The sequence below is a fragment of the Mammaliicoccus lentus genome (genome assembly GCF_002902755.1).
Classification (GTDB): Bacteria; Bacillota; Bacilli; order Staphylococcales; family Staphylococcaceae; genus Mammaliicoccus; species Mammaliicoccus lentus.
Map to the genome: position 1 here is coordinate 57139 of NZ_PPRS01000037.1, position 22818 is coordinate 79956.

At 31.6% G+C, this 22818-nt stretch carries 20 protein-coding genes; all 20 read right to left on the minus strand.

The genetic code is table 11. From position 1 onward, the window contains the following. Positions 1-82: 82 nt before the first annotated feature. Entirely contained in the window at positions 83-1240 is a 1158-nt protein-coding gene (locus CD135_RS10310) for a CinA family nicotinamide mononucleotide deamidase-related protein (protein WP_016998656.1), read from the minus strand. Positions 1241-1431: 191 nt separating this feature from the next. Further along, complete coding sequence (gene pgsA / locus CD135_RS10315) at positions 1432-2013, minus strand: CDP-diacylglycerol--glycerol-3-phosphate 3-phosphatidyltransferase (protein ID WP_016998655.1); 582 nt, start codon at positions 2011-2013, stop codon at positions 1432-1434. A gap of 64 nt (positions 2014-2077) precedes the next feature. Further along, entirely contained in the window at positions 2078-2473 is a 396-nt protein-coding gene (locus tag CD135_RS10320) for a helix-turn-helix domain-containing protein (protein WP_016998654.1), read from the minus strand. A 21-nt stretch (positions 2474-2494) separates the two neighbouring features. Beyond that, positions 2495-3310, minus strand: a complete 816-nt coding sequence (locus CD135_RS10325) for a YmfK family protein (RefSeq protein ID WP_016998653.1) — start codon at positions 3308-3310, stop codon at positions 2495-2497. 16 nt (positions 3311-3326) lie between these two features. After that, positions 3327-4031, minus strand: coding sequence for an elongation factor P 5-aminopentanone reductase (ymfI, locus tag CD135_RS10330; RefSeq protein ID WP_064210922.1), 705 nt, complete (start codon positions 4029-4031; stop codon positions 3327-3329). Then, positions 4024-5313 (minus strand): EF-P 5-aminopentanol modification-associated protein YfmH, encoded by a 1290-nt coding sequence (yfmH, locus tag CD135_RS10335; protein ID WP_103269432.1) that lies wholly within the window; start codon positions 5311-5313, stop codon positions 4024-4026. The genes ymfI and yfmH overlap by 8 nt, the downstream gene beginning before the upstream one ends. Next, on the minus strand, positions 5303-6580 hold the full coding sequence (yfmF, locus tag CD135_RS10340; RefSeq protein WP_103269433.1) for an EF-P 5-aminopentanol modification-associated protein YfmF: 1278 nt from the start codon (positions 6578-6580) through the stop codon (positions 5303-5305). Before yfmF ends, yfmH begins: the two co-directional genes overlap by 11 nt. Before the next feature lie 81 nt (positions 6581-6661). Continuing rightward, a complete protein-coding gene (locus CD135_RS10345; RefSeq protein WP_070045097.1) occupies positions 6662-7375 on the minus strand; it encodes a GntR family transcriptional regulator in 714 nt (237 codons plus the stop codon). Between the two features lie 9 nt (positions 7376-7384). Then, on the minus strand, positions 7385-9685 hold the full coding sequence (locus tag CD135_RS10350; protein WP_070045098.1) for a DNA translocase FtsK: 2301 nt from the start codon (positions 9683-9685) through the stop codon (positions 7385-7387). A gap of 83 nt (positions 9686-9768) precedes the next feature. Further along, positions 9769-11442, minus strand: a complete 1674-nt coding sequence (rnjB, locus tag CD135_RS10355) for a ribonuclease J2 (protein ID WP_016998647.1) — start codon at positions 11440-11442, stop codon at positions 9769-9771. Between the two features lie 156 nt (positions 11443-11598). Continuing rightward, positions 11599-12816: a M16 family metallopeptidase gene (locus tag CD135_RS10360; protein WP_103269434.1), complete on the minus strand. Its 1218-nt coding sequence runs from the start codon at positions 12814-12816 to the stop codon at positions 11599-11601. A gap of 60 nt (positions 12817-12876) precedes the next feature. Then, entirely contained in the window at positions 12877-14991 is a 2115-nt protein-coding gene (gene pnp, locus CD135_RS10365; RefSeq protein ID WP_103269435.1) for a polyribonucleotide nucleotidyltransferase, read from the minus strand. Between the two features lie 122 nt (positions 14992-15113). Beyond that, complete coding sequence (rpsO, locus tag CD135_RS10370) at positions 15114-15383, minus strand: 30S ribosomal protein S15 (protein ID WP_016998644.1); 270 nt, start codon at positions 15381-15383, stop codon at positions 15114-15116. Between the two features lie 102 nt (positions 15384-15485). Continuing rightward, positions 15486-16442, minus strand: a complete 957-nt coding sequence (locus CD135_RS10375) for a bifunctional riboflavin kinase/FAD synthetase (RefSeq protein WP_070045101.1) — start codon at positions 16440-16442, stop codon at positions 15486-15488. A 12-nt stretch (positions 16443-16454) separates the two neighbouring features. After that, on the minus strand, positions 16455-17363 hold the full coding sequence (gene truB / locus CD135_RS10380; protein WP_084819063.1) for a tRNA pseudouridine(55) synthase TruB: 909 nt from the start codon (positions 17361-17363) through the stop codon (positions 16455-16457). An 85-nt stretch (positions 17364-17448) separates the two neighbouring features. Then, on the minus strand, positions 17449-18090 hold the full coding sequence (locus CD135_RS10385) for a hypothetical protein (RefSeq protein ID WP_070045102.1): 642 nt from the start codon (positions 18088-18090) through the stop codon (positions 17449-17451). A 4-nt stretch (positions 18091-18094) separates the two neighbouring features. Further along, positions 18095-19447 (minus strand): sensor histidine kinase, encoded by a 1353-nt coding sequence (locus CD135_RS10390; protein WP_016998639.1) that lies wholly within the window; start codon positions 19445-19447, stop codon positions 18095-18097. A gap of 4 nt (positions 19448-19451) precedes the next feature. Next, complete coding sequence (locus CD135_RS10395) at positions 19452-20129, minus strand: response regulator transcription factor (RefSeq protein ID WP_016998638.1); 678 nt, start codon at positions 20127-20129, stop codon at positions 19452-19454. An 11-nt stretch (positions 20130-20140) separates the two neighbouring features. Beyond that, positions 20141-21520 (minus strand): SLC13 family permease, encoded by a 1380-nt coding sequence (locus CD135_RS10400; protein ID WP_016998637.1) that lies wholly within the window; start codon positions 21518-21520, stop codon positions 20141-20143. Beyond that, the gene (locus CD135_RS10405) at positions 21517-22701 is read right to left on the minus strand and encodes a glycerate kinase family protein (RefSeq protein WP_016998636.1); all 1185 of its coding nucleotides are present in this window, start codon (positions 22699-22701) and stop codon (positions 21517-21519) included. The genes CD135_RS10400 and CD135_RS10405 overlap by 4 nt, the downstream gene beginning before the upstream one ends. Positions 22702-22818: the final 117 nt, after the last annotated feature.

Here is a 22818-nt window from a genome sequence, read left to right on the forward strand (position 1 = left end):
TGCAAGTATAAAGCGAATATTTGTTCGTGTTTTTATGTGTGTTTTCTTAATAAATGCGAACATAAGTGCCACTTTTATGAATTTATGCTTGTTCTCTTAAAAAATTCAAAAATTCAATAAGCGCTATATTACTGATTCTATCACGTTTCCCAGCATAAGATTGACTCAGTCTAGAATTAAATTTTTTGTGTTTTTGCACATCTGAAATATAAACCATCGATTCTTCATCTTGTTCCAATAATATTAAGACAGTATCTACATTAAATCTTTCTTTTAATTTAAAAGCAATGTTCTCAACATTATCTTGCTTAGAAATATTTAATAGTTGATCAATACTTTCTTCTTGTATGACATAACCTTTTAAGTATTTTTCACTTTTATCATTTAATTTCAACCTTGATAACAGTATACCATCTGTAATACCATCGTATACTAAAAAGGGCTTATCTGTATGTGAAAAAACAGCTTCTTCCATCGTAGTATCATCACTACCGTAATAATATGAACCTATTCGATTTAAAATTTCTTCTTTTACTGGATTTATTAATTCCAAAGCTTCCTGTTTAGTATTTGAATTTGTTGTGATTCTTAGGGAAACTTCATGTGAACCAGCTAGTGGTGCAATTGTCGGATTAGTTTGGTTGTCAATTAAGTCCATACACTCTGTTTCAAGTCTTGATTCCCCGATACCAGCAAATTTTAATGATTCAGAATGAATAACACGTTCCTCATTTAAAAAATAAGGTACAAGATATTGTGTTACCATTGGCTTTAATTCTCTAGGTGGTCCAGGTAATAACACGATTTTTTTATCTTCATGTTCAACATACATACCTGGAGCCATACCAACATCATTTTTTAACACTTTGCTTCCTTCAATTACTAGCGCTTGCTGTTTATTATTTGGTGTCATCGGTCTATTTTCATTCTTAAAATATTGCTCAATAAATTCCATCGCTTCTTTGTTTGTTTCTAAACCTCTTCCTAACACATTAGCTACTGTTTGTTTCGTTAAGTCATCTTTAGTAGGACCTAAACCACCTGTTAAAATGACCACGTCATGTGCCGCCAATTCTTCTTGTATTGCACGCTCAAGCCTAGAAGGGTTATCTCCTACTGCTACGTGTCTCATTATACTAGCACCAAGTTCATTAAACGTTTTTGATATAAACTGAGCATTAGTATTTGCAATCTGACCTAATAAAATTTCTGTTCCTACACTAAGTATACTTACTTTCATTTTATTCCTCCTAAAGAAAGTGAAAGGGACATCAATTTCTTGTTCTCATAAGATTTCGTTGCCCCATCATAGCAAAGATAACAAGAATTAAATGAGTTTAGCATAAACAATCTTCAATTCAGTTAACTACTGCCAATATAACAAAAGAGCCTGAGACATTGAATATGTCCCGGACTCTTTACAAGATATAACTATTTTGAGCCTTTAAACACATCTCTACCATGGTAAAAGTATTCAATACCAGATAAGATTGTAAAGAATGTTCCTATGTACAATAACCATTGACCTAAATTAATTTGACATAACATAGAAAATGGTTCTTGTAATAAAATAAATACGAGTGCCACCATCGTAACGGCAGTTTTGATTTTACCTAATTGCCCAGCTGCACTTACAAATCCTTGTTCTATTTGTAAAAGTCTTAAACCAGTAACGGCAAATTCTCTTGCTATAATAATAATAGCTATAACTGAAGAAACTTTGTCTAATTCCACTAGCGCTATTAATGCACTTGCAACTAATAATTTGTCAGCTAATGGATCTAAAAATTTCCCCATATTAGTAACGAGTTGCCACTTTCTTGCCAAGTAACCATCAAACCAATCAGTAGCAGATGCTATTATAAAAATAATAGCGGCGATAAATTGTTCAATTCTCATTTCTTGTCCAAATAAGAAATCCATCTTACCCATATTAAAATCTACAAGTAAGAAAAGTACAAAAACAGGTATTAATATAACACGTAATACCGTTAATTGGTTAGGAATATTCATATGCTTTCTCCTTCTTTACTATCAATCCCATAATAATACTATTATAAATCAATCATACTGAGAATTAAACGATTATTATCAACAATATCCATAAGATAAGTAATAGGCCAAAAAATGTAACCATTTGAATGATTAATTTAGAAACCATATTATTTTCTGATATTTCTGATTGGCTTCTTTTTTCTTGTGTAAGCTGGCGAAATGCTTCTTTTGCAGATGGTGCTGATTTAGGTAATTCACTTTGATGTTTATCTATTAATTCTTTAGGACTCATATTAATAGATGAAGCATATTTTGTAATAAAGCCTCTCGTATAATCTGGATTTGGTAAATTTTCAAAATCATTTTTTTCTATCATGACTAGAAATTGACGTTGAATTTTGGTCTTTTCTTCTAATTCAACTAACGTCATACCAAGTTGCTCTCTTTTATTTCGTAAAATCTCGCCAATATTTTTCAAACTTTTTCCACCTCTACAAGATTATTCAAAGAATCCAAATCCATCACCAAATCCCATACTATCATTTGAAAATAAATCATTTTTATTTAATTGTTCATATGTAATTTCTTGATCTTCAGTTTCTCTCAACTCAATAATATAGTCAAAGTCTTCTAAACTATATTCAGAACGCTGTACAAATAGATCAGGGTGTTCTACGACTTTAATTGTCGGTAGACTCATCACTTCTCTCACGAGTTGTTTATGTTTTTCGTCGGTTTGTTTCGAAGTGACAGCACCATCAATAATATAAACGTTTTTATCGCTATATTCACCTTTAAGCAATGAACTTCTTACAGTTTGTTTGATTAAAGTAGAACTGATAAACAACCATTTTTTATGTGCACACACACTTGCTGCAACAACTGATTCTGTTTTACCAACACGTGGCATACCTCTTACACCAATTAATTTATGTCTATCTTCTTTAAATAACTCAGCCATAAAATCAACTAACAAACCTAAATCTTTTCTTTCAAAACGAAATGTTTTTTTATCATCTATATCACGTTTAATATATCGCCCATGCCTTACTGCTAATCTATCTCTTAAACCAGGAGTTCGTAATTTTTTTATTGTGATGTCATCAATTTCTTTTACGATGTTCTCAAAGCGTTTTACTTTATCCATATCATCTGTCTTTATAAGTAATCCACGCCTACCTTGATCTACACCATTAATAGTAATAATGTTAATGCCTAATATACCTAGTAAACTAGAAATATCACCTAACAACCCTGCTCTGTTTACTTGAATATCATATTCTAAATACCATTCTTTTTTAATGACTTCTCCCATAATATCCACCCCAATATCAAGTATACCATCCACCGTTAATACGAAGTACTTGTCCTGTCACACTTTGAGATAACGGGTCCAATAAATAAGCTACACATGAACTAATCTCTTTAGTAGTGATAAATCGATTTTGTGGTATATCTTCTTTTAATTGTATTTGTGTCATTTCATCTAGTTCATTTGTCATTTTACCATGAACGACACCTGGAGTTATAGCGTTAACTGTAATGGATGTTAAAGCTAATTCTTTTGCAAGAGATTTTACAAATCCAAGTTGCGCAGCTTTCATGGTAGAATAAATCGTTTCATAGCTAGCACCTGTTTCTCCCCAGATTGATGAGATGACTATGATGCGTCCATTATCACTTTGCCTTAAACGATCCACTAATGCTTGTACAACTTTTATTAAATTATAAACATTTATCAAATATTGTCCATCAATATCCTCGTCAGACATATCTTGAATGGCGCCAAATAATGATTGACCAGCAACATAAATTAAATGGTCAATATGATTAATTTCATCCAGTTCACGAAATGTTATTTTTTCTGTAAGATCTAATTTCAAAAATGAAACTGGTTGATGTTTATAGCGCGATTTTAATGTTTCTATATCTGCATTATTATAATGTAATATAACTTCATCGCCTCGTGCTAGGCATTCATCAACTATTGAAAGACCTATATCACCGCTTCCTCCAATAATTAATGATTTAGCCATTATCTTTCACCAAACGACTTTCTACGACATTATCAAAATTAATAAGCGATTTTAATGTATGGTGTACGCTATCAACTGTGATTGACTCTAAAATATCTATTAATCTAAAAAGTTCTACCCCTTCAAAATAAAATTTTGTATACTGATTAGCAATATATTCAGGTGAATTTAAACTCGATACAATTTCACCTAATGTTTGTTTTCTTAATCTATTTAATTCTGATACATCGAAACCATTTTCTATATAACTTTGTAATTCTTCAAATATTGCTGACTTAAATTGATCATGTTTGTCTGTAGAAACAGCTAATATCAAGTAACTATAAGTAGCTTCATTAGCAAATTGGTAACCGAAAGTATCATCAATCACATCTTGCTCAAGTAGTTTTTGATAAAAGTCTGTTTGTTCACCGAACATTAAATCTAAAGCGAGCATCATTTCAATATCATTTTTAACTCTTATTTCATCAGAAATACTGTTAGGTTTGAATTTAAATGCAACCATTGATTTTTCATGAACAATCTCCATTTTTGTTTCTACATACTCTTGGTGTACTGATTCTGGTTCGTTAAATGGTTGACGTTGTATAGGAGGCATTTCACTTAATTCTCTTGTTGCTTCATGTTCCCTTACTAATTCAATTGTTTCTTCAGGGTCTACATCACCCACAACAATTAATACCATATTAGCAGGATGGTAAAATGTTTCATAAGATAAATATAAATCATCTGCTGTTATTTTATATATACTTTCAACTGATCCAGCAATATCAATTTGAACCGGATGTTTATGGTACAAAGCGCCTAATGTTTGAAACATCAACTTATAATTTGGTTGTTCTTGGTACATTTTGATTTCTTCAGCAATAATACCTTTTTCTTTTTCTACAGTTTGTTCTGTAAAATATGGGCTTTCAATCATTTTTAGTAATCTAATAATATTGTCGTGAACATGGTCAGTAGCGCTAAATAAATAGCTTGTTCGATCAAATGTTGTAAATGCATTTACTTGTGCGTCGTTTTCAGCAAAACTTGTAAATACATCTCCTTCTTCCTTTTCAAATAATTTATGTTCTAGAAAATGGGCAACACCATCAGGAACCGTTGCATATTCTGTTTCTCCATGTGGTTTAAAAGTATGGTCTAACGAACCAAATTTAGTTGTATATGTAACAAAAGTTTTATAAAAACCTTTTTTAGGAATAACGACTACTTTTAATCCATTTTCTAAAGTTTCTTCAAATACTGTCTCATCTATTTGTTCATAGTATTTATTCGTCATCTTTTTCACCTTCAGTCAGTATATATATCGTATCTAATTGTCCTTGTTGTGAAATGTTCATAATAACTTTTTTAGTTATAGAATTTATTTCTTTAATCCATTCTTCATAATCATATACGGATTGATATCTTGCATGCATATGCAATAAATCAACCATTTGTCTTTGTTTATCGAACATTTCTTGTGCATTTGATATAAGAACTTTCTTGGCTAGTTCTAACTTGTTGTCTTCAAAGTGGCCTTCTTGTAAATCTTTATAAATATTTAATATCGTTTCTTTAGCCACTTGTACTTTATCTTTAGATATGCCACCAACTATATATAAGAAACCATTTCTCGCATCAATTTGTGAATGTATAGAATATGCTAAACTTTGTTTTTCTCTTACTTCACTAAACAATATAGAAGACGCATCGCCACCCAATAACATGTTTAATACTAAGAAAGAATAGTATTCTTTAGAATGGAATGTAATAGGGAAACGGTACCCCATGTTTAACTTCGCTTGATCAATTTCAGTATAATCAGTAATTTCTCTAACTTGATCAATATGTTTTATTGCAGATGTTTCAATTTCCATTTTATTATTATGTTCAAAAGTAAAATATTTTTTGCATAAAGATTTAACTTCTTCTAAGTCAACGTTCCCAATAATATAAGTTGAAATTGCGTTTTCTTCAAGCAAGTCTTGATATGTTTGTACTAAATTTTGTGCATTAATACTGTCTATATCTTCTAAATGGCCCGTTGCTAAAAATCTATATGGTTCATTTTCAAACATATGATTTAAAAATTGCAGGAATGCACGTTGAGATTTATTTTCTTCAATCGCAGTTAATTTTTTCTTTAGTAAAAATTTTTCTTGTTCTGTATATTTTTCATTAAATTGATTGCTTTCTATGTATGGATTAAATATAACTTCATGTAATAATTGTATAGCTTTTTCTAATAATGAAGACTCACTATTCAAATACTTTTCATTTACGATTTCTATACCTATCGTCATGATATGATTGTGCGCTTGTTTATTCACATAACTAAATAAATGTGCACCGTATAAATCTGCTAACAAGTTATTCATTTCTTTATCAGTTTGATATTTCTTCGTTACTCTAGTTAATAATTTACTTAATATAGACCTCGAAGTGATTGTTTCGCTATCTAGTGGCGCAACAAATTTAAAGACAATTGTTGTTGTTTTAAATTTCTTTGTTGGTATCACATAAACGTCGTTAGATGCTAATTGTATATGTTCAGTTGTTATCATTTTTGATACCTCTCTTTTTTTATGTATAGATATACAGAAACAAAGCAACAATTGTTACTTTGTTTCTGTGTAATATAATGATTATATCCTATTTCGTTTGATTCGAAACTTAACAAGACTACTTTTAAAGTAATTTAATGAATAAAGAACAGGTCTTTCTTGTTCATCGTAATGAATTTGAGTAAGTAACATCATAGCATCATCAGGATGAGAATTTAATATTTCGCTAATGTAAGGCTCATAGCTAATAGATTCTATCGATGTATCAGCACGAGTGATTTTATATTCTATTTTATTCTCTATTGCGGATAATAGAGATAAATTAGAATGATAGTCACTACATGGAAATAGAGCTGCAGAAATTTTATCTAAGCAATATACAACTGGTTCTCCATCAGCTGTCCTCAATCTTTCTATGACAGAAATGATAGCATTATCTTCTAAATTCAAAACTTCTTTTTCAGTTATAGTCGTTACTTCTTCATCAAGACTAATGAATTCTGTACCAGCTTTCTGGCCGTTTTTCTCTATCATATTGGTAATACTTACAAGTTCATCTAAAGGATAATAAAATGGTTGTCTTGGTTTTACTATCGTACCTTCTCCAGATTTTTGGGACAATATTTGCTCTGTTACAAGTTCATGAATAGCCTTTTCTATTTCTTCATATTCAATATCTAATGTTCTTTTTAACTCGAATTCCGTTGGTATAACTTCTCCCGGTTCTAGTTCACCTTTTTGAATTTTATCTAATAGCCAGTTTTTCACAAAATTAGTCGTTTCACTTGTAGACATAATATCCCCCTATTCATCTTGATAAATATCGACCAAAACTTGTCTAGGTTTACTACCTGATTGTGGCCCTATTACGCCATTTCCTTCTAAATCATCCATTAATCTAGATGCCCTATTGTAACCTATTCTAAATCGTCTTTGTAATAAACTAGCACTTGCTTTTTGTTCTTCAACAACAAATAAATAAGCTTCTTTATACAATTCATCTTCGCTTTCCATTTCCCCTGATTCACTAGGTTCGTCCGGTTCCATCTCTTTAACGTAGTTAGCTGTTTGCTCACCAATTACATGTTGAACAACATTTTCAACTTCTCCATCCGAGAGGAAAGCACCTTGAATTCTTGTCGGTTTAGAAGAATCTCTTGATAAGAATAGCATATCACCTTTACCAAGTAATTTTTCAGCACCACCACCATCTAAAATCGTTCTAGAATCTGTCGCTGAACTTACAGCAAATGCAATTCTAGATGGTATATTCGCCTTAATACTACCTGTTATTACATCAACAGAAGGTCTTTGTGTTGCAATAATTAAATGTATGCCTGCTGCCCTAGCAAGTTGTGCTAATCTCATGATTGATGACTCAACATCTTTACCTGCCACCATCATTAAGTCAGCTAATTCATCTACAATCACTACTATATAAGGTAGTTGTGCTTGTTTCTCTTCTAACTCCATGTTACTTCTTTCAATGTACTCGTTATAACCCTCTATATTTCTTGCTCCAACATGTTGGAATAAGTCATATCGTTTTTCCATTTCAGATACTACTTTTTGCAGAGCTTGGTTTGCCTTTTGAGGGTTGGTTACTACTGGCGTTAATAAATGAGGAGCACCATTATATACATTTAACTCAACCATCTTCGGATCAATTAGCATAAGTTTAACTTCATGTGGTTTAGCATTCATAAGAATACTCGTTATAATTCCGTTAATGCATACCGATTTACCACTACCTGTAGCACCTGCCACAAGTAAATGTGGAAGTTTATTAAGTTCAGCTGTAATAGGTTCACCAGAAATATCCCTACCCAATGCTACTTCTAATTTATTAGTTGTGGACTTCATCTCATTTAATACTTCTTTCAATGTAACCATAGAAATATGTTCATTTGGCACTTCTATTCCCACTGCTGATTTACCTGGAATAGGTGCTTCAATTCTAATATCTTTAGCTGCAAGATTAAGGGCAATATCATTGCTCAAGTTCACAATTTTATTTACTTTAACTCCTTGAGCAGGCTGCACTTCATATTGGGTAACAGCTGGACCAATTCTTATTTGTGTAACTTTAGCATCGACATTAAAGTTTCTTAATGTCGCTTCAAGTAATTTCCCTTTCTCTTGAACAGTTTTCTTAGACACTGTTTGAGATTTAGGTGGATCATTTAAAATACTAAGCGGAGGTAATTTATAATTTAAATTCTCTGTTTCGTCTATAGTAGATTCATTTGTTTCCTCAGCTGGTTCTTCTTGTTTAATTTCTGATTTAGGAACTGATTTTTTCTTAAGTTGCTGTTTTTCAGTTGATTCAAAAATTGGAATATCATCATAGGATGTTTCTTGATTTTTTGTTTCTTCTTTTGTTGTTTCTGGTGGATTATCCATTTTAATTTCTTTCATATCTGAAACATCTTTGATTTTTTCTTGTTTACGTTTTTCTTTTTCTTGTTTTTTAATTTGAGATTTTTCTTCTCTTTTACGTTCTAAGTTAACCATTTTTGATTTTGTTTTACTTTGTACATTTTCAAATAATGATTTTGTTATATCTCTATGTTTTTTGTTAAATATAAGAATCATACTTGATACTAAAATTAACAATGTAATTAAACCATAACCAAATACTGAAACGAGTTTACTTACCACATTAAATACGTGATAACCTATGAAACCACCACCATTAAAGTACATGGCATTACTTTCTAAAGCTGAGTATGTTTCACTTAATGACGTTTTAAATGAATCAAATGACTTATCTTTGAAATATAAAATCATTTGGAATAACAACAATAGTCCAATTTGAAATATGAATAAGCCAGTTAAACGTCTTGTAAACTTCACTTTATCATTTAATGTAACCAATAGTGAAACAATCACGATTAATATATATGTAAAATATTTGGAATAGCCGAATAAAAAGTGGAAGAAACTATCAACCATCAACCCGATAAAACCTAATTGAAAAGCGCCTAACACTATTAAAAACAGCACGAGTACTTCTATGACATACTTTAGCGTGTTATCTTTTTGCTTCTTTTTACCTCGCGTTGTTTTTCTTTTACGCGTTGTTGGCTTTTTCTTTTGTACCATTATACGAATAGCCTCCTTATCAATAATGCAAAAAATAAGCCCAATATTGGGCTTATTTGACTGTAAAATTCTTCAACAAAATATTAGATTTCAGAAATAATTGGAATAATCATCGGACGACGTTTCGTTTGTTCGTATAAATATTTGCCAAGTTTATCTCGCATATTTTGTTTCATTTCTGACCATTCAATTTTCTTTTGTTGTAAGCCTTCTTCTACAATTTCACGTACTTTATCTGAAGCCTCATTTAATAATTCTTCACTTTCTCTAACATAAACAAAACCTCTTGATTGGATTTCAGGTCCACCAACAATTTTTCTGTTTTTAGGGTCTAATGTTACAACAGCAATGAAAATACCATCTTCGGCTAATAAATGTCTGTCGCGTAAGACGATGTTACCTACATCACCTACACCAATACCATCAATTAATACGTTTCCAGCTGTTACTTTTTCATTAGCAATCATTTGCTTGCCATCAAAATTAACAACATCGCCTTTTTCTAGTAAGAAAATCTTCTCAGGATCCACACCAGTTTCAGCTGCTAATTTAGCGTGAGCAATTTGCATTTTAAATTCACCTTGAACTGGGACGAAATATTCTGGTTTCATCAAGTTCAGCATTAACTTTAATTCTTCCATGCAACCATGGCTTGATGCATGTGTCTTTTTGTTATTTGGCATAATGTTAGCGCCAGCTTTAACAAGTTCATTCATAGTTTGACCTATAATAACTTCCATATTAGCTGAAGCAGTTGTAGAGATATACACATTATCGCCTTCAAGTATGTTTAAAATAGGGTGTCTTTGTAAAGCCATTTGTCCTAATGCTTCGATTGGTTCACCTTGCATACCTGTTGCAATAATTATCATTTCATTTTTAGGATATTTACTTACATCATGAACTGGTACTAATAAGTTTTCTGGGATATTGAAATATCCTAATTTACGTGCAACATTAAAAGAACTTTCTAAAGAACGTCCTAAGAATGAAACTTTACGATTTAATTTGCTTGCTGCATTTAATACTTGTTGAATACGTATAAAGTTTGATGCATAACAAGACACAACAATTCTACCATTAGCTTTAGCAAATTCATCTACCATATGACTTTCGATTACATTTTCAGGAACATTATAACCGGGTTTTTCAGCTTCAGTTGAATCACTAATTAAAGCGAAAACACCGTTTTGACCAATTTCAGTCATTTTAGCGATATCAGGAGCGTAAGCACCTTGTAAACTTTGGTCGAATTTAAATTCACCTGTATAAACGATTGCACCATAAGAAGTATGTATACATACTCCTAGACTATCTGGAATAGAGTGCGTCGTATTAAAGAATGTAACGTTTACGTTTTTAAATCTCATGACTGAATCTCTATTTACTGTATAATAGCGTACTTTTTTGTTAATTCTTCTTGCTTTCATATGGTCTTTAACTAAAGCTATAGTCAATCTTGACCCATATACTGGCGCATCTAATTTTTCTAGGATATAGCTTACCGCACCAATTGAATCTTCATGGCCATGTGATAAGAAGATACCTTTTAATTTGTCTTTATTCTCTAATACATATTGTATATCGGGAATTACGACATCTACACCTAACATTTCATCTTCTGGAAACATTAAGCCAGCGTCTAACATAAACATTTCTTCGTCTACTTCAACGATATACATATTTTTTGCTATTTCTCCAACACCACCAAGTGGTATGATACGAATTTTATCATTTTTCTTTTTTATTAAACTCAAAATTGTTCCTCCTAAATGTAGTCCCGTCCATAATATATTTCTTTAATCATACCATTTATATTATCGTTTATACAAGCACCTATAATCGAGTTATAGATAAATAAAATATTGATTAAACGAATTCACAAACGATTGAGGAATCAATTTATAAATATGTTATTTCTCAGTTAAAATAAATTCTGAATAAGGTGACGCTAATAATGATTTAGTTGCCTCTTTTATATCTTCTATTTCAATCATATTAATGTTCTCTTCAAACTTTTCATTTGTTATCAATTCATTGTGGAACATTAACGATCTAGCATTTCTAGTCATTTTATTTTGATTGGATTCTGAAGCCATTAAAAAGCTCGTAATAATATGACTTTTAGCATCTTCTAATTCTTCTTGTGTAATGCTATCATCTAGCAGTTTTTTCAAAACATCTGTTATCAAATCGCTTGAAGCTTTCACATTTTCTTTATCTGTACCTGCATAAATCGTCAATATACCATTATCATGATAACTTTGGAAATCTGAGTAAACATTGTAACAGAGCCCATGCTCTTCTCTTAACACTTGGAACAACTTCGAACTCATTGTTTCTCCTAAAATAGTATTAAGAATGTTTGTCGCATAATAATACTTATTATTATAACTAGGGGCTTCATAACATCTCATGAAATGTGTTTGCTCTAACTCATTTTTATAGTATGTTTTCTTCTTTTCATAAAATTGAGTGTTTCTTTTTCCGTCTTTTATTTCTATTTGCTTATCATCTTTCAATGTATCAATTACAAGTTGTTTTAATTCTTCACTGAACGCTCCTGCAATAGATACAATTAATCGGTTACTTTGATAATATTTCTTATGAAAATCTTCTAAAATAGATTTGTTTATAGACTTAACACTATCAGGTTCACCTAAAATCATTCTTCCTAAAGATTGATTCTCAAAAACTTCTGATTCTAACGTGTCCATTAACCATTCTTCAGGAGTATCTTCTACCATTTTAATTTCTTCTAAAATAACTTTTTTCTCGCGCTCAATTTCCTCTTCAATAAATAAAGGATTTTTAACCATATCTAATAAAAGGTCTGTCGCTTTCCGTTCAAAACGTTTTAACGTTTTACAAAAATAACAGGTATATATTTTCGTAGTATAAGCGTTATTATATCCACCAATTTTATCAAATTCAGTCGATAGTTGTTGTCTTGTGTAATGTTTACTTCCCTTAAATAGCATATGTTCTACAAAGTGTGCGATACCTTCGGGATAATCTCCTTCATCTGCAGTCCCTGTCTTTATATATGCCCCAATACTCACAGTTTCACTGTTCGGTACCTCTTCAAAAATAATAACTGTTCCGTTATCTAAAGTTATTTGTTCTGTCATTTTTTCACCTCATAACAAAAACAGGGACAACGCATTGTCCCCATTCAATTACTTTGTATTTTATTTTTGCTCTTTATCTTCGTTCAATAATACTTTACGTGAAGCATTGACACGTCCTTGGCGGTCGATTTCAGTTACTTTTACTAAGAACTGATCTCCAATTTTAGCTACATCTTCAACTTTATTCACTCGATCATTTGAAAATTGAGAGATATGAACAAGCGCGTCTTTACCAGGGAATATTTCAACAAATGCGCCGAATTTTTCAATTCTCTTAACAGTTGCCATGTATATTGCGCCAACTTCTGCTTCTCTAGTAATATCTTCGATAATCTTGCGTGCTCTATCGATCATTTCTTGATCTTTAGAACCTATAAATACCGTTCCATCTTGCTCGATATCTAATTTAACACCCGTTTCATCGATGATTTCATTAATTTTCTTACCACCAGGTCCAATAACATCTCTTATTTTATCTGGTTTAATATGCATTATTTCAATCTTAGGTGCATACTCGCTTAAATCTTCACGAGGTTGACCTAATGTTTCTAACATATGATTTAAGATGTGTAATCTACCAATTCTAGCTTGTTCTAAAGCTTCTTTTAAGATTTGTTCACTTAATCCATCAATTTTAATGTCCATTTGTATCGCTGTAATACCTTTTTCAGTTCCAGCAACTTTAAAGTCCATATCGCCTAAAGCATCTTCCATACCTTGTATGTCAGAAAGAATAGTATAGTTATCATCTTTAGTGATTAATCCCATCGCTATACCAGCAACTGGCGCTTTAATTGGTACACCAGCATCCATAAGTGCAAGTGTAGAACCACAAATTGATGCTTGTGATGATGAACCATTAGATTCTAATACTTCAGATACAACTCTAATTGTATATGGGAATTCTTTTTCATCAGGAATCACTTGTAATAAAGCACGTTCACCTAGTGCACCATGACCAATTTCACGACGACCTGGCGCTCTTACTGGACCAGTTTCACCTACAGAGAAATTAGGGAAATTATAATGATGCATGTAACGTTTTTGATCTTCAGTACCTAATCCATCTATGATTTGATGTTCACCTAATGCACCTAATGTTGCTACAGAGAATGCTTGAGTTTGGCCACGTGTAAATAAACCTGAACCATGTGCTCTAGGTAATAAGCCAACTTCAGATGCTAACGGTCTAATCTCTTCAGGTTTACGTCCGTCTGGTCTTACTTTATCTTCAGTGATTAAACGACGTACTTCGTCTTTCACTAATGTATCAAGTATTTTACTAACATCTTTAAGAACTTCTTCGTTATCAGGCTCTTCTTCGTTAGTAAAGTGTACCAATACTTCATCTTTAACAGCAGTTATATTGATATCACGTTGTTGTTTTTCTTCTGTTCTAATTGCGCCGTTTAAATCTAATGCCTCGGCTTTTTGGATTACAGCTTCTTCAAGAGATTGCTCAACTTCAACAGGTTCAAATGGAGATTTCTCAGGTTGAATTTCATCAATTATAGCTTCTTGGAATTCTACTAATCTTTGAATTTCTTTATGACCAAATAAAATGCCTTCTAACATCGTTTCTTCAGATACTTCTTTCGCACCAGCTTCTACCATGTTAATAGCATCTTTATGACCTGCTACTTGTAAATCTAATAATGAAACTTCTTTAGCTTCTACGTCAGGGTTAATGACATATTCACCATCTACTAAACCAACATTAACACCTGCAATTGGTCTTTCAAATGGTATATCTGAAACAGATAATGCCATTGACGATCCGATCATTGCCGCCATTTCAGGTGAACAATTTGGGTCAACACTCATCACGATAGAAATAACTTGAACGTCATGTCTATAACCTTTTGGAAATAGTGGTCTAATTGGTCTATCAATTAAACGACTCGTTAAAGTTGCATCTTCCCCTGGTCTTCCTTCACGTTTGTTAAAACCGCCTGGTATTTTCCCAGCTGCATACATTTTTTCTTCATAATTCACCATTAATGGGAAGAAATCTACGTTTCTAGGCTCTCTAGAAGCTGTAGCAGTTGATAATACAACCGTATCCCCATATCTTACTAACACTGCACCGTTAGCTTGTTTCGCTAACTGACCTGTTTCTATTATTAATGGACTTCCTGCCCATTCTGTCTTAAAGACTTTTTTCTCTTGAGACATTTATGAATCTCCTCTCATTACAATTAATCAATTATATCATACCATTAATATGTACTCATTTTATAATTTTTTATAAAAAAATCGAAAGAAATCTGATCGATTCCCTTCGATTGGTGTTGCGATTAGCGACGTAATCCAAGTGATTTAATTAGATCACGGTAACGTTGAACGTCATTATCACGTAAGTATGTTAATAAGTGTTTACGACGACCAACCATTTTTAATAATCCACGACGTGAATGGTGATCCTTCGTGTGAGTACGTAAATGTTCGTTTAAAGCAGTGATTTCTGCTGTTAAAACTGCGATTTGTACTTCTGGAGAACCAGTATCAGTTTCATGTACGCGGTATTGTTCGATTAGTTCGTTTTTTCTTTCTTGTGAAATTGCCATTGTCAATTTCCCTCCTATTTTTGTATTCACCTTATACCTGAGCGAATCGTCGGAGTGTCGATCAGCCAAGGAATAGGCACTTTAACTATTATACATAAACCACTATTGTTTATCAAGTTCAAGTAATGATTTTGCTTTTTCTTTATCTTTAGATATTTGTTCTACAAGTGCATCAATGCCGTTAAATTTTTGTTCTGGTCTAATGAAATGATGCCAAAATACTTCCACTCTCTCCCCGTAAATACTTTCTTCAAAATCGAAAATATTTACTTCGATGCTAACTTGTGAAACAGATGGGTCATGAAAAGTTGGTTTAACCCCTACATTACAGACACCTTCATATACTTTGTTTCTAGACTTAATGAGTAATGTAACGGCATATACACCATTTCTTGGTAATACATATTCGTCACTTGGTTCGACATTAGCGGTTGGAAAGCCTATTGTTCTACCTCTTTTTTCTCCCTGAACAACCATGCCTTTTATAACATATGGACGACCTAAAGCTAAAGTACACGCTTCTACTTCACCTAATTCAAGTGAAGTTCTAATATTTGTAGTTGATATTTTAATATCTTCTTCTAAAGTTTGTTTAGAAACGACGTGTACACTAAAAGGATAATCATTCTCTTGTAAAGAAGCCATATTGCCTTTTCCGTATTTACCAAAGCTAAAATCATATCCCGCAATGACAGCTTTAACATGATTACGAATAAAATATTGTTCTACAAATTCATCTGCAGAAACATCTGCAAAGCTAGAAGAAAAGTTTACGACAAAACAATAATCCACTCCGAGCTTTTCTATTGCTTCGACTTTATCCGTTATCGGTGTTAAATATGTAGTTCTTTTCTTTTCTGGATTAAGTACTACAGAAGGATGAGGGTCAAAAGTCATAACAGCCTTTTTCAAATCGTTATGTTCTGCTACTTCAAGCATTTTTTTCAATACTTTTTGGTGGCCAATATGTATACCATCAAAAAAACCTATTGCTAATGCAATATTCTCATTTACAAATTGTGATGAATTAATTGGGTGTGAAATTTCTATAACTTCCATCAGAATACTCCTTTAAAGAAAAACTTTTTTTGGTTTATATAAATCATTATTTTTTTCATAAGGCTCCATAATCGCTATTGCATGTTCTTTATACCATAGGACAAATTCACCGTCTATATTAGTATTTAAATCGGTTTTCATAATCTTCTGTCCATTTTGTATCCTTTTAACAAGACCAGAATCTTCTACGATTATTTTTTGTAAGCCATTCAATCCATATTCTAATGGAAGAAGCACTTCCTGTAACCTATCTTGCTCAACTATTTCACGTAAGTTATCTAATGTAATAGACTGATTTAACGAAAATCCACCACTTTTCAATCTAACTAAATGAGACATATGTGCAGGATAACCAAGTAATTCTCCTATCTGAGTTGCTAATGTTCTTATATATGTCCCTTTTCCACACTCGACTTCTATTTCAAATTTACAAGTTTGGTTGTCATATGAAATGTCTGAAGTTAGCTCAATACTGTTAATGAAGACTTTACGAACAGGTCTTTCAACTTCAATATTTTGACGAGCGTATTCATATAATTTTTTTCCGTTTACTTTAACAGCTGAATACATCGGCGGAATTTGCTCAATTTCACCCACTAATTTATTTAAAGTTGAACGTATGTCATCAGTACACCAAATATTTTCAGTTACAGCTTTTTCTTCTACTATTTCTCCAGTTTGATCTTCAGTAGTCGTGCTCTTACCAATTGTTACTTCAGCAATATATGTCTTACCACTTTTCATAACATAATCACTGACACGAGTAGCTTTACCTACGCATATTGGTAAAACACCACTTACTTCTGGATCTAAAGTGCCAGTATGACCAACTTTTTTAGTTTTTAATATTTTTCGAAGTTTAAACACGACATCGTGACTCGTCATGCCTACTTCTTTATGAATTGCTAATATGCCATCCAAATTTACGACCTCCAAAACATGCTTCTATTCATTACAAGTTTACATTAAAACTCAAGTAAAAAGAAGAAATAACTAACAATCCATGTTAATCGTCATCGTATTCATCATCGTCGTAGTCATCGTCATCTTCATAGTAATATTGTTCTTTATTTTCATTACCCGCATTATAACTAGGTTGAGGTTGTTCAATATTAAACCATGATACTGAATTAACTTTTCCATTTAACGAATTAACTGAAACGACAGCACCTTCGTTATCATCAACATGTTGAGTAACAGTATATGTCATAGGCTTAGAGTCTTCATTTTTCTTAATATCTACAAAAGTACCTCCCACTTCATTCATAACTATTTGTTTTGCTCTTTTTTCAGTTATAAGCGTTTTTTTCTTGTCATCTTTTTTTGGTTTTTCTTTTGTCTTTGGTTTTTCTTTTTTAGTTTGTTTTTTAGGTGTTGTTTGTGACGTAACGTTTTTAATCGTTTCTTTTCTTCGATCAATTTCTAAACTGTATTTTTTATCTTTATCTTTGATTTTCACATAAAAAGTTCGATTATCTTTAGATTGAGTTAATTTAGTAATATCACCTTTATATCTTTCTGATATTAATGTTTTAGCTAAGTCTTTATCCATCAATTGTTCTGTTGACCTGATGTAAATAATGGAAATTAAAGCAATTAGAAGAATTGCCATAACCACTATAAGCAAAGGTTTAATCGCTTTTTTCATTTTTTCACACCTTTCTCACTTTCAATATAAATTCTGATCCAACACCTTCTTCACTTTTAACTTGTATGTCGATTTGATTTTTCGATGCAAGTTCTTTCGCAATTGATAAACCTAACCCAGATCCTCCAGACTGTCGAGATCTTGCTTTATCAACTCTATAAAACCTCGTAAATATTTTTTCAATATCCTCTTCAACAATCCCAGGTCCATAATCTTTAATTATGATTTCTATATATTGAACTTTATCTGTAAGCTCTAAATCAATTTCTGATTGACTATATTTATATGCATTATCAAGAAAAATAGTCATCAACTGATTAAAGCTATCTTTATTAATTTTTCCGACTAATGAATTTTCGGTTGTATATATATTGATTTTCCTTTGATAAACTTGTGAAAGTTTTTTAGTTAAACTCGAAACTTGTTCAATAATATCAACTTTTGACAATTCAATGTCATGAAAAGTACGTTCTATTTTAGCTAAGTCTAGCATTTGTTCAGTTAAATATTTTAATCTTTTAGCTTCTTCATTAATTGTATCAATACCTTCATCTAATAAATCAGGACGTGTTTTACCAAATCTTTTTAACATTTCACTGTATGAATTCATAACTGTTATCGGTGTTTTTAATTCATGTGATGCGTTGAGTATAAATGCTTGTTGTTTTTCATCATGATCTTTTAAATTGAGCATCATTTCATTAAATGTATTCGAAAGTTCTTTCAACTCTTTCGTATCGTTATCATTTATATCGATTTTACTGTAATGCTTTGTTTCTCTCGTTTTATTCATTTGTTCAATGAGCTCATTAATTGGCTTCAAAATAATTTGCGTAATGATTCTATTCAAAAGAAATATAACGATTAGAATAATGATAGTCGAAACAATTAATATCCATTTTAAAATAGAAAAAGTTTCATATTTAAAATCGATATTTTCAAATATTTGTAGATTGCTGACTTCACCATTTTTCCAAATAATCGGTAAGGATACCATAGCAAAATGATTGCCACTTTTTTCGACGACTTTTTTATATTGTTCATTTTTATATGATTCTGCTAAGTTTTTATACTTAACATCTGTTGAAATTTGAACGACACTTTTATTTTTTTGGTTAACTACTGTAATATATCCATCAGAAAGTAAATAAGATTGCAAAACAGCTTCGGTATTAACATCAGTATCTGAAGTATTTTGCAACTCTTTCATAATATTAATGCCTCGACTTTCTAGCTGAGTTACTTCCGAGTCGAGTGAAACTTTTTGATAAACAAAATAAACAAATAAATTTATACAAATAACAACAATGACAATCATTACCGTTGTATAGAGTTGAATTTTCGTCCCTAGTTTCATAGATTCATTCCTTTATCATATATCCAATACCTCTAACGCTAGATATCAAGGATATGTCATTTTGATCTAGTTTTTTTCTTAAATATCTGACATAAACATCAATAACATTCGTGTCGCCATAATATTCGTATCCCCACACCGCTTCAATAATTTGTTCTCTTGTTAAAGCTTGGTTTTTATTCTGAATAAAGTACAACAATAAATCATATTCTTTTTGAGTTAAATTAACGAGTGATTCATTTATATATACTTCTCGGCTTAATGGATGAATATTTAAATGTTTAAATTGAATTTCATTACGATTCTCTTCATTTGTTTCATTGTTTTGTTTTAAATGAACTCTAATTCTAGCGAGAAGTTCTTCTATTTCAAATGGTTTAGTCATATAATCATTTGCACCAGAATCTAAACCACTCACTTTATCCATCACTGCATCTCTAGCAGTTAACATAATAATTTTAATGTTACTATCCTCTTCCCTAATCCTTCTCAAAACCTCTAAACCATTTAATTCAGGAATCATGACATCCAATAAAACTAAATCAAAATGATTCGATTCAAACAGTTCTAAAGCCTGTCTTCCGGTATTCGCTATACTAATTTCATAATTTGCATACTCTAATTCCAATTGTATGACTCTAGCAATTTTCACTTCATCTTCAACAATTAAGATTTTTTCCATGTCTCTTCTCCTTACCTAAGCGATAATCCAGTATATTGCCACCAGAAATAATAACACGCAATCATTATTAACATGTAAATAGGCATCAATATACCACTTACTTTCGCTAAATCTATATTTTTAAATGGTTTTCGATCTTGTTCATAAAATAGCAGTAGCGCTTTTGAACTCACTGGAAAGGTAACGCAGTAATTTGTCCCTATCAAAGTCATGAAAACAACTGAAATGGGATTTAAATTGAACATATCACTAAATAATAAAAATAACGGAACAAAAACGACGGCTCGTGTAGTGTGACTTGTTACATATAAATGTGATGTTACCGTTATTATAACAATTATGAGTAATACAACTAGTTCATTGATATTTTCGAATTGAGATAAATAACCGTATAAATTTTTTTGTATATATTCTATAACCTTATATGATACAAGTAATTCACCAAGAGCGGTCGCACCTGCAACAAAAAATATTAAACTCCAAGAGATGCTTTTCAAACCTTGTTTCCATGAGATGACACCGATATTAGGTGCCATCATAACAACACTCATAGCAATCGTTATAAATGCAATATCAAACCCATGTAGAGATTCAGTTATCCATAAACTAATCGTTATAAATAAATATAACAATGTCTTTTTTTCTTTTGTACTTAATGGTTTATGTTTACTTTTCACTTCTTTAAAAGATGATTCTGAACCTGTATCGTTTTTAATAAAAAACAATTTCTTTATAATAAATAAACTGATAACACCCATTATGATACCAAATGGAAATCCCCATATAATAAAGTCTACATAAGAAATCGTTTCATTCGTCTGACCTTTTAACAAACCAATACCCACGATATGACTTCCAGCACCGATTAAAGTAAGATTTGCCCCCATTAAAATAAGCACTGGTATCAATAATGCAAAATATTTTTGATTTGATTGAAATCTAGAAGCAAAAGCTTTATAAATTGGAATCATTGAAGCAGCTCTCCCCGATGTGGAAGGTACTAATATAGAAATTATTTGAACGATTATAAATAAAAATATATTCATCTTATTTTCTGTATGACATTTATTATCTATCCAATGAATTAATCTATCTAGTAAACCACTTATTTCAACAGCTGCGCCTATAATAAACGCACCAATCATGAGCCAAACAACATGCTCATCCATTGATTCAAATAATATTTTTTCAGGAATACCTAACAGTATACCTATTGTTAATGCTATAAATGCAGATAAACCTGCAGGCATATTCGTTAATAAAAATAGACCTAATGATAATACAAAGATGATCAAACTAAGTTGACCTAAATAAGGTAAATCAATATATAAGAATACAACGATAGAAAATATAAAATATAAACACAGATAAACTATTTGCTTATTAGTCATTTAACAACATCTTTTGCAGCGACCATTTGATTGCCTAAATTAATGCCTATTGTAATATGTCTCAAGGCATTTTCAGAACAATTTTCTAGCCATTTATCTGCGTCTAAAATTGAATTTTCTAACGTCGTAGGTTCTGGAATGATGCTACTAAATGCATCAATACCACTTTGATAATTAATCTTTGCATTATGACCTATTGTACCAGCAAAAGCAATAACTGGTTTTTTATGCATTTTTGCAATCCTTGCAACTTCAGATGGAATTTTTCCATTTGGTGTTTGAAAATCTATACATCCTTCTGCAGTTATAACTAGATCTGCATTTTGAATTGCATCTGAAATCTCTATATACTTCATAATAATTTCAAATCTTGGATGTAGACGGGCATTAAGGAATCCATATAAACCTGCACCTAAACCACCTGATGCACCTCCACCATTCATTAAAGAAACATCCTCTTTTTTCAAACTTTTTATGAGTTTTGCAAGATGTTCTAGATTGTTAGACAATAGTTCGACATTTTCAGGAGATGCACCCTTTTGCGGTCCATATACTCTTGCTACCCCTTTTTGTCCACACAATAAATTTGTCCAATTAACTGCTACATCTATGTCTACTAAATGTACTCTAGCATCCATATAACTCATATCAACCCCATAAATCCGATTTATTTCGCCTCCACCGTTTATAAATACAGCTTCACCATTTTCATTTAAGAATTTTATACCTAACGCCTGAGCCATGCCTACTCCACCATCTGATGTTCCTGAATCACCACACCCAATCAGAATACGTTCTGCACCATTATCCAATGCCTTAATAATCGTTTCACCTACCCCAAAAGTTGTCGTGTTTAATGGATTTCTCATTTTTTGTGGTACATGTCTCAACCCTGCAATTGCCGCCATTTCTATTACAGCTGTCTTTATACCATTTTCCTCAAAAACACCAAAGAAAGATTTTATAGGCTTACCAACCGGACCCATCACTTGTGTTTTTACTTTTTTACCTTCTTTTAGTTTTGTAATCGTATCTACAAAACCTTCTCCACCATCTACCATAGGAATAGTAGTGACATCATGATAAGGATTCACTTTGTTTATTCCTCTCGAAATAGAATTTCCAACTTCTTCGGCACTTAAGCTTTCTTTAAACCCTGAAGGTACAACTACAATTTTCATTTTAATTTCCTCCTCTATTTGTACTTCGCTATCTTTAACTTATCTACAATGTACATTTACATAGTTCACAAACAATTAGAGGAAAATTAAAAATTGATTAAAAAGAAAAAACACCCA

Coding starts and splice junctions, on each gene's coding strand:
- CD135_RS10405 (WP_016998636.1), bottom strand. CDS start 22,701: ATGAAAATTGTAGTTGTACCTTCAGGGTTTAAAGAAAGCTTAAGTGCC.
- CD135_RS10385 (WP_070045102.1), bottom strand. CDS start 18,090: ATGAAAAAAGCGATTAAACCTTTGCTTATAGTGGTTATGGCAATTCTT.
- CD135_RS10390 (WP_016998639.1), bottom strand. CDS start 19,447: ATGAAACTAGGGACGAAAATTCAACTCTATACAACGGTAATGATTGTC.
- pnp (WP_103269435.1), bottom strand. CDS start 14,991: ATGTCTCAAGAGAAAAAAGTCTTTAAGACAGAATGGGCAGGAAGTCCA.
- pgsA (WP_016998655.1), bottom strand. CDS start 2,013: ATGAATATTCCTAACCAATTAACGGTATTACGTGTTATATTAATACCT.
- CD135_RS10360 (WP_103269434.1), bottom strand. CDS start 12,816: ATGACAGAACAAATAACTTTAGATAACGGAACAGTTATTATTTTTGAA.
- CD135_RS10350 (WP_070045098.1), bottom strand. CDS start 9,685: ATGGTACAAAAGAAAAAGCCAACAACGCGTAAAAGAAAAACAACGCGA.
- CD135_RS10395 (WP_016998638.1), bottom strand. CDS start 20,129: ATGGAAAAAATCTTAATTGTTGAAGATGAAGTGAAAATTGCTAGAGTC.
- CD135_RS10310 (WP_016998656.1), bottom strand. CDS start 1,240: ATGAAAGTAAGTATACTTAGTGTAGGAACAGAAATTTTATTAGGTCAG.
- yfmH (WP_103269432.1), bottom strand. CDS start 5,313: ATGACGAATAAATACTATGAACAAATAGATGAGACAGTATTTGAAGAA.
- ymfI (WP_064210922.1), bottom strand. CDS start 4,031: ATGGCTAAATCATTAATTATTGGAGGAAGCGGTGATATAGGTCTTTCA.
- CD135_RS10400 (WP_016998637.1), bottom strand. CDS start 21,520: ATGACTAATAAGCAAATAGTTTATCTGTGTTTATATTTTATATTTTCT.
- CD135_RS10345 (WP_070045097.1), bottom strand. CDS start 7,375: ATGTCTACAAGTGAAACGACTAATTTTGTGAAAAACTGGCTATTAGAT.
- rpsO (WP_016998644.1), bottom strand. CDS start 15,383: ATGGCAATTTCACAAGAAAGAAAAAACGAACTAATCGAACAATACCGC.
- CD135_RS10375 (WP_070045101.1), bottom strand. CDS start 16,442: ATGGAAGTTATAGAAATTTCACACCCAATTAATTCATCACAATTTGTA.
- yfmF (WP_103269433.1), bottom strand. CDS start 6,580: ATGATAACAACTGAACATATACAATTAGCATCTAACGACGTTTATGTG.
- CD135_RS10325 (WP_016998653.1), bottom strand. CDS start 3,310: ATGGGAGAAGTCATTAAAAAAGAATGGTATTTAGAATATGATATTCAA.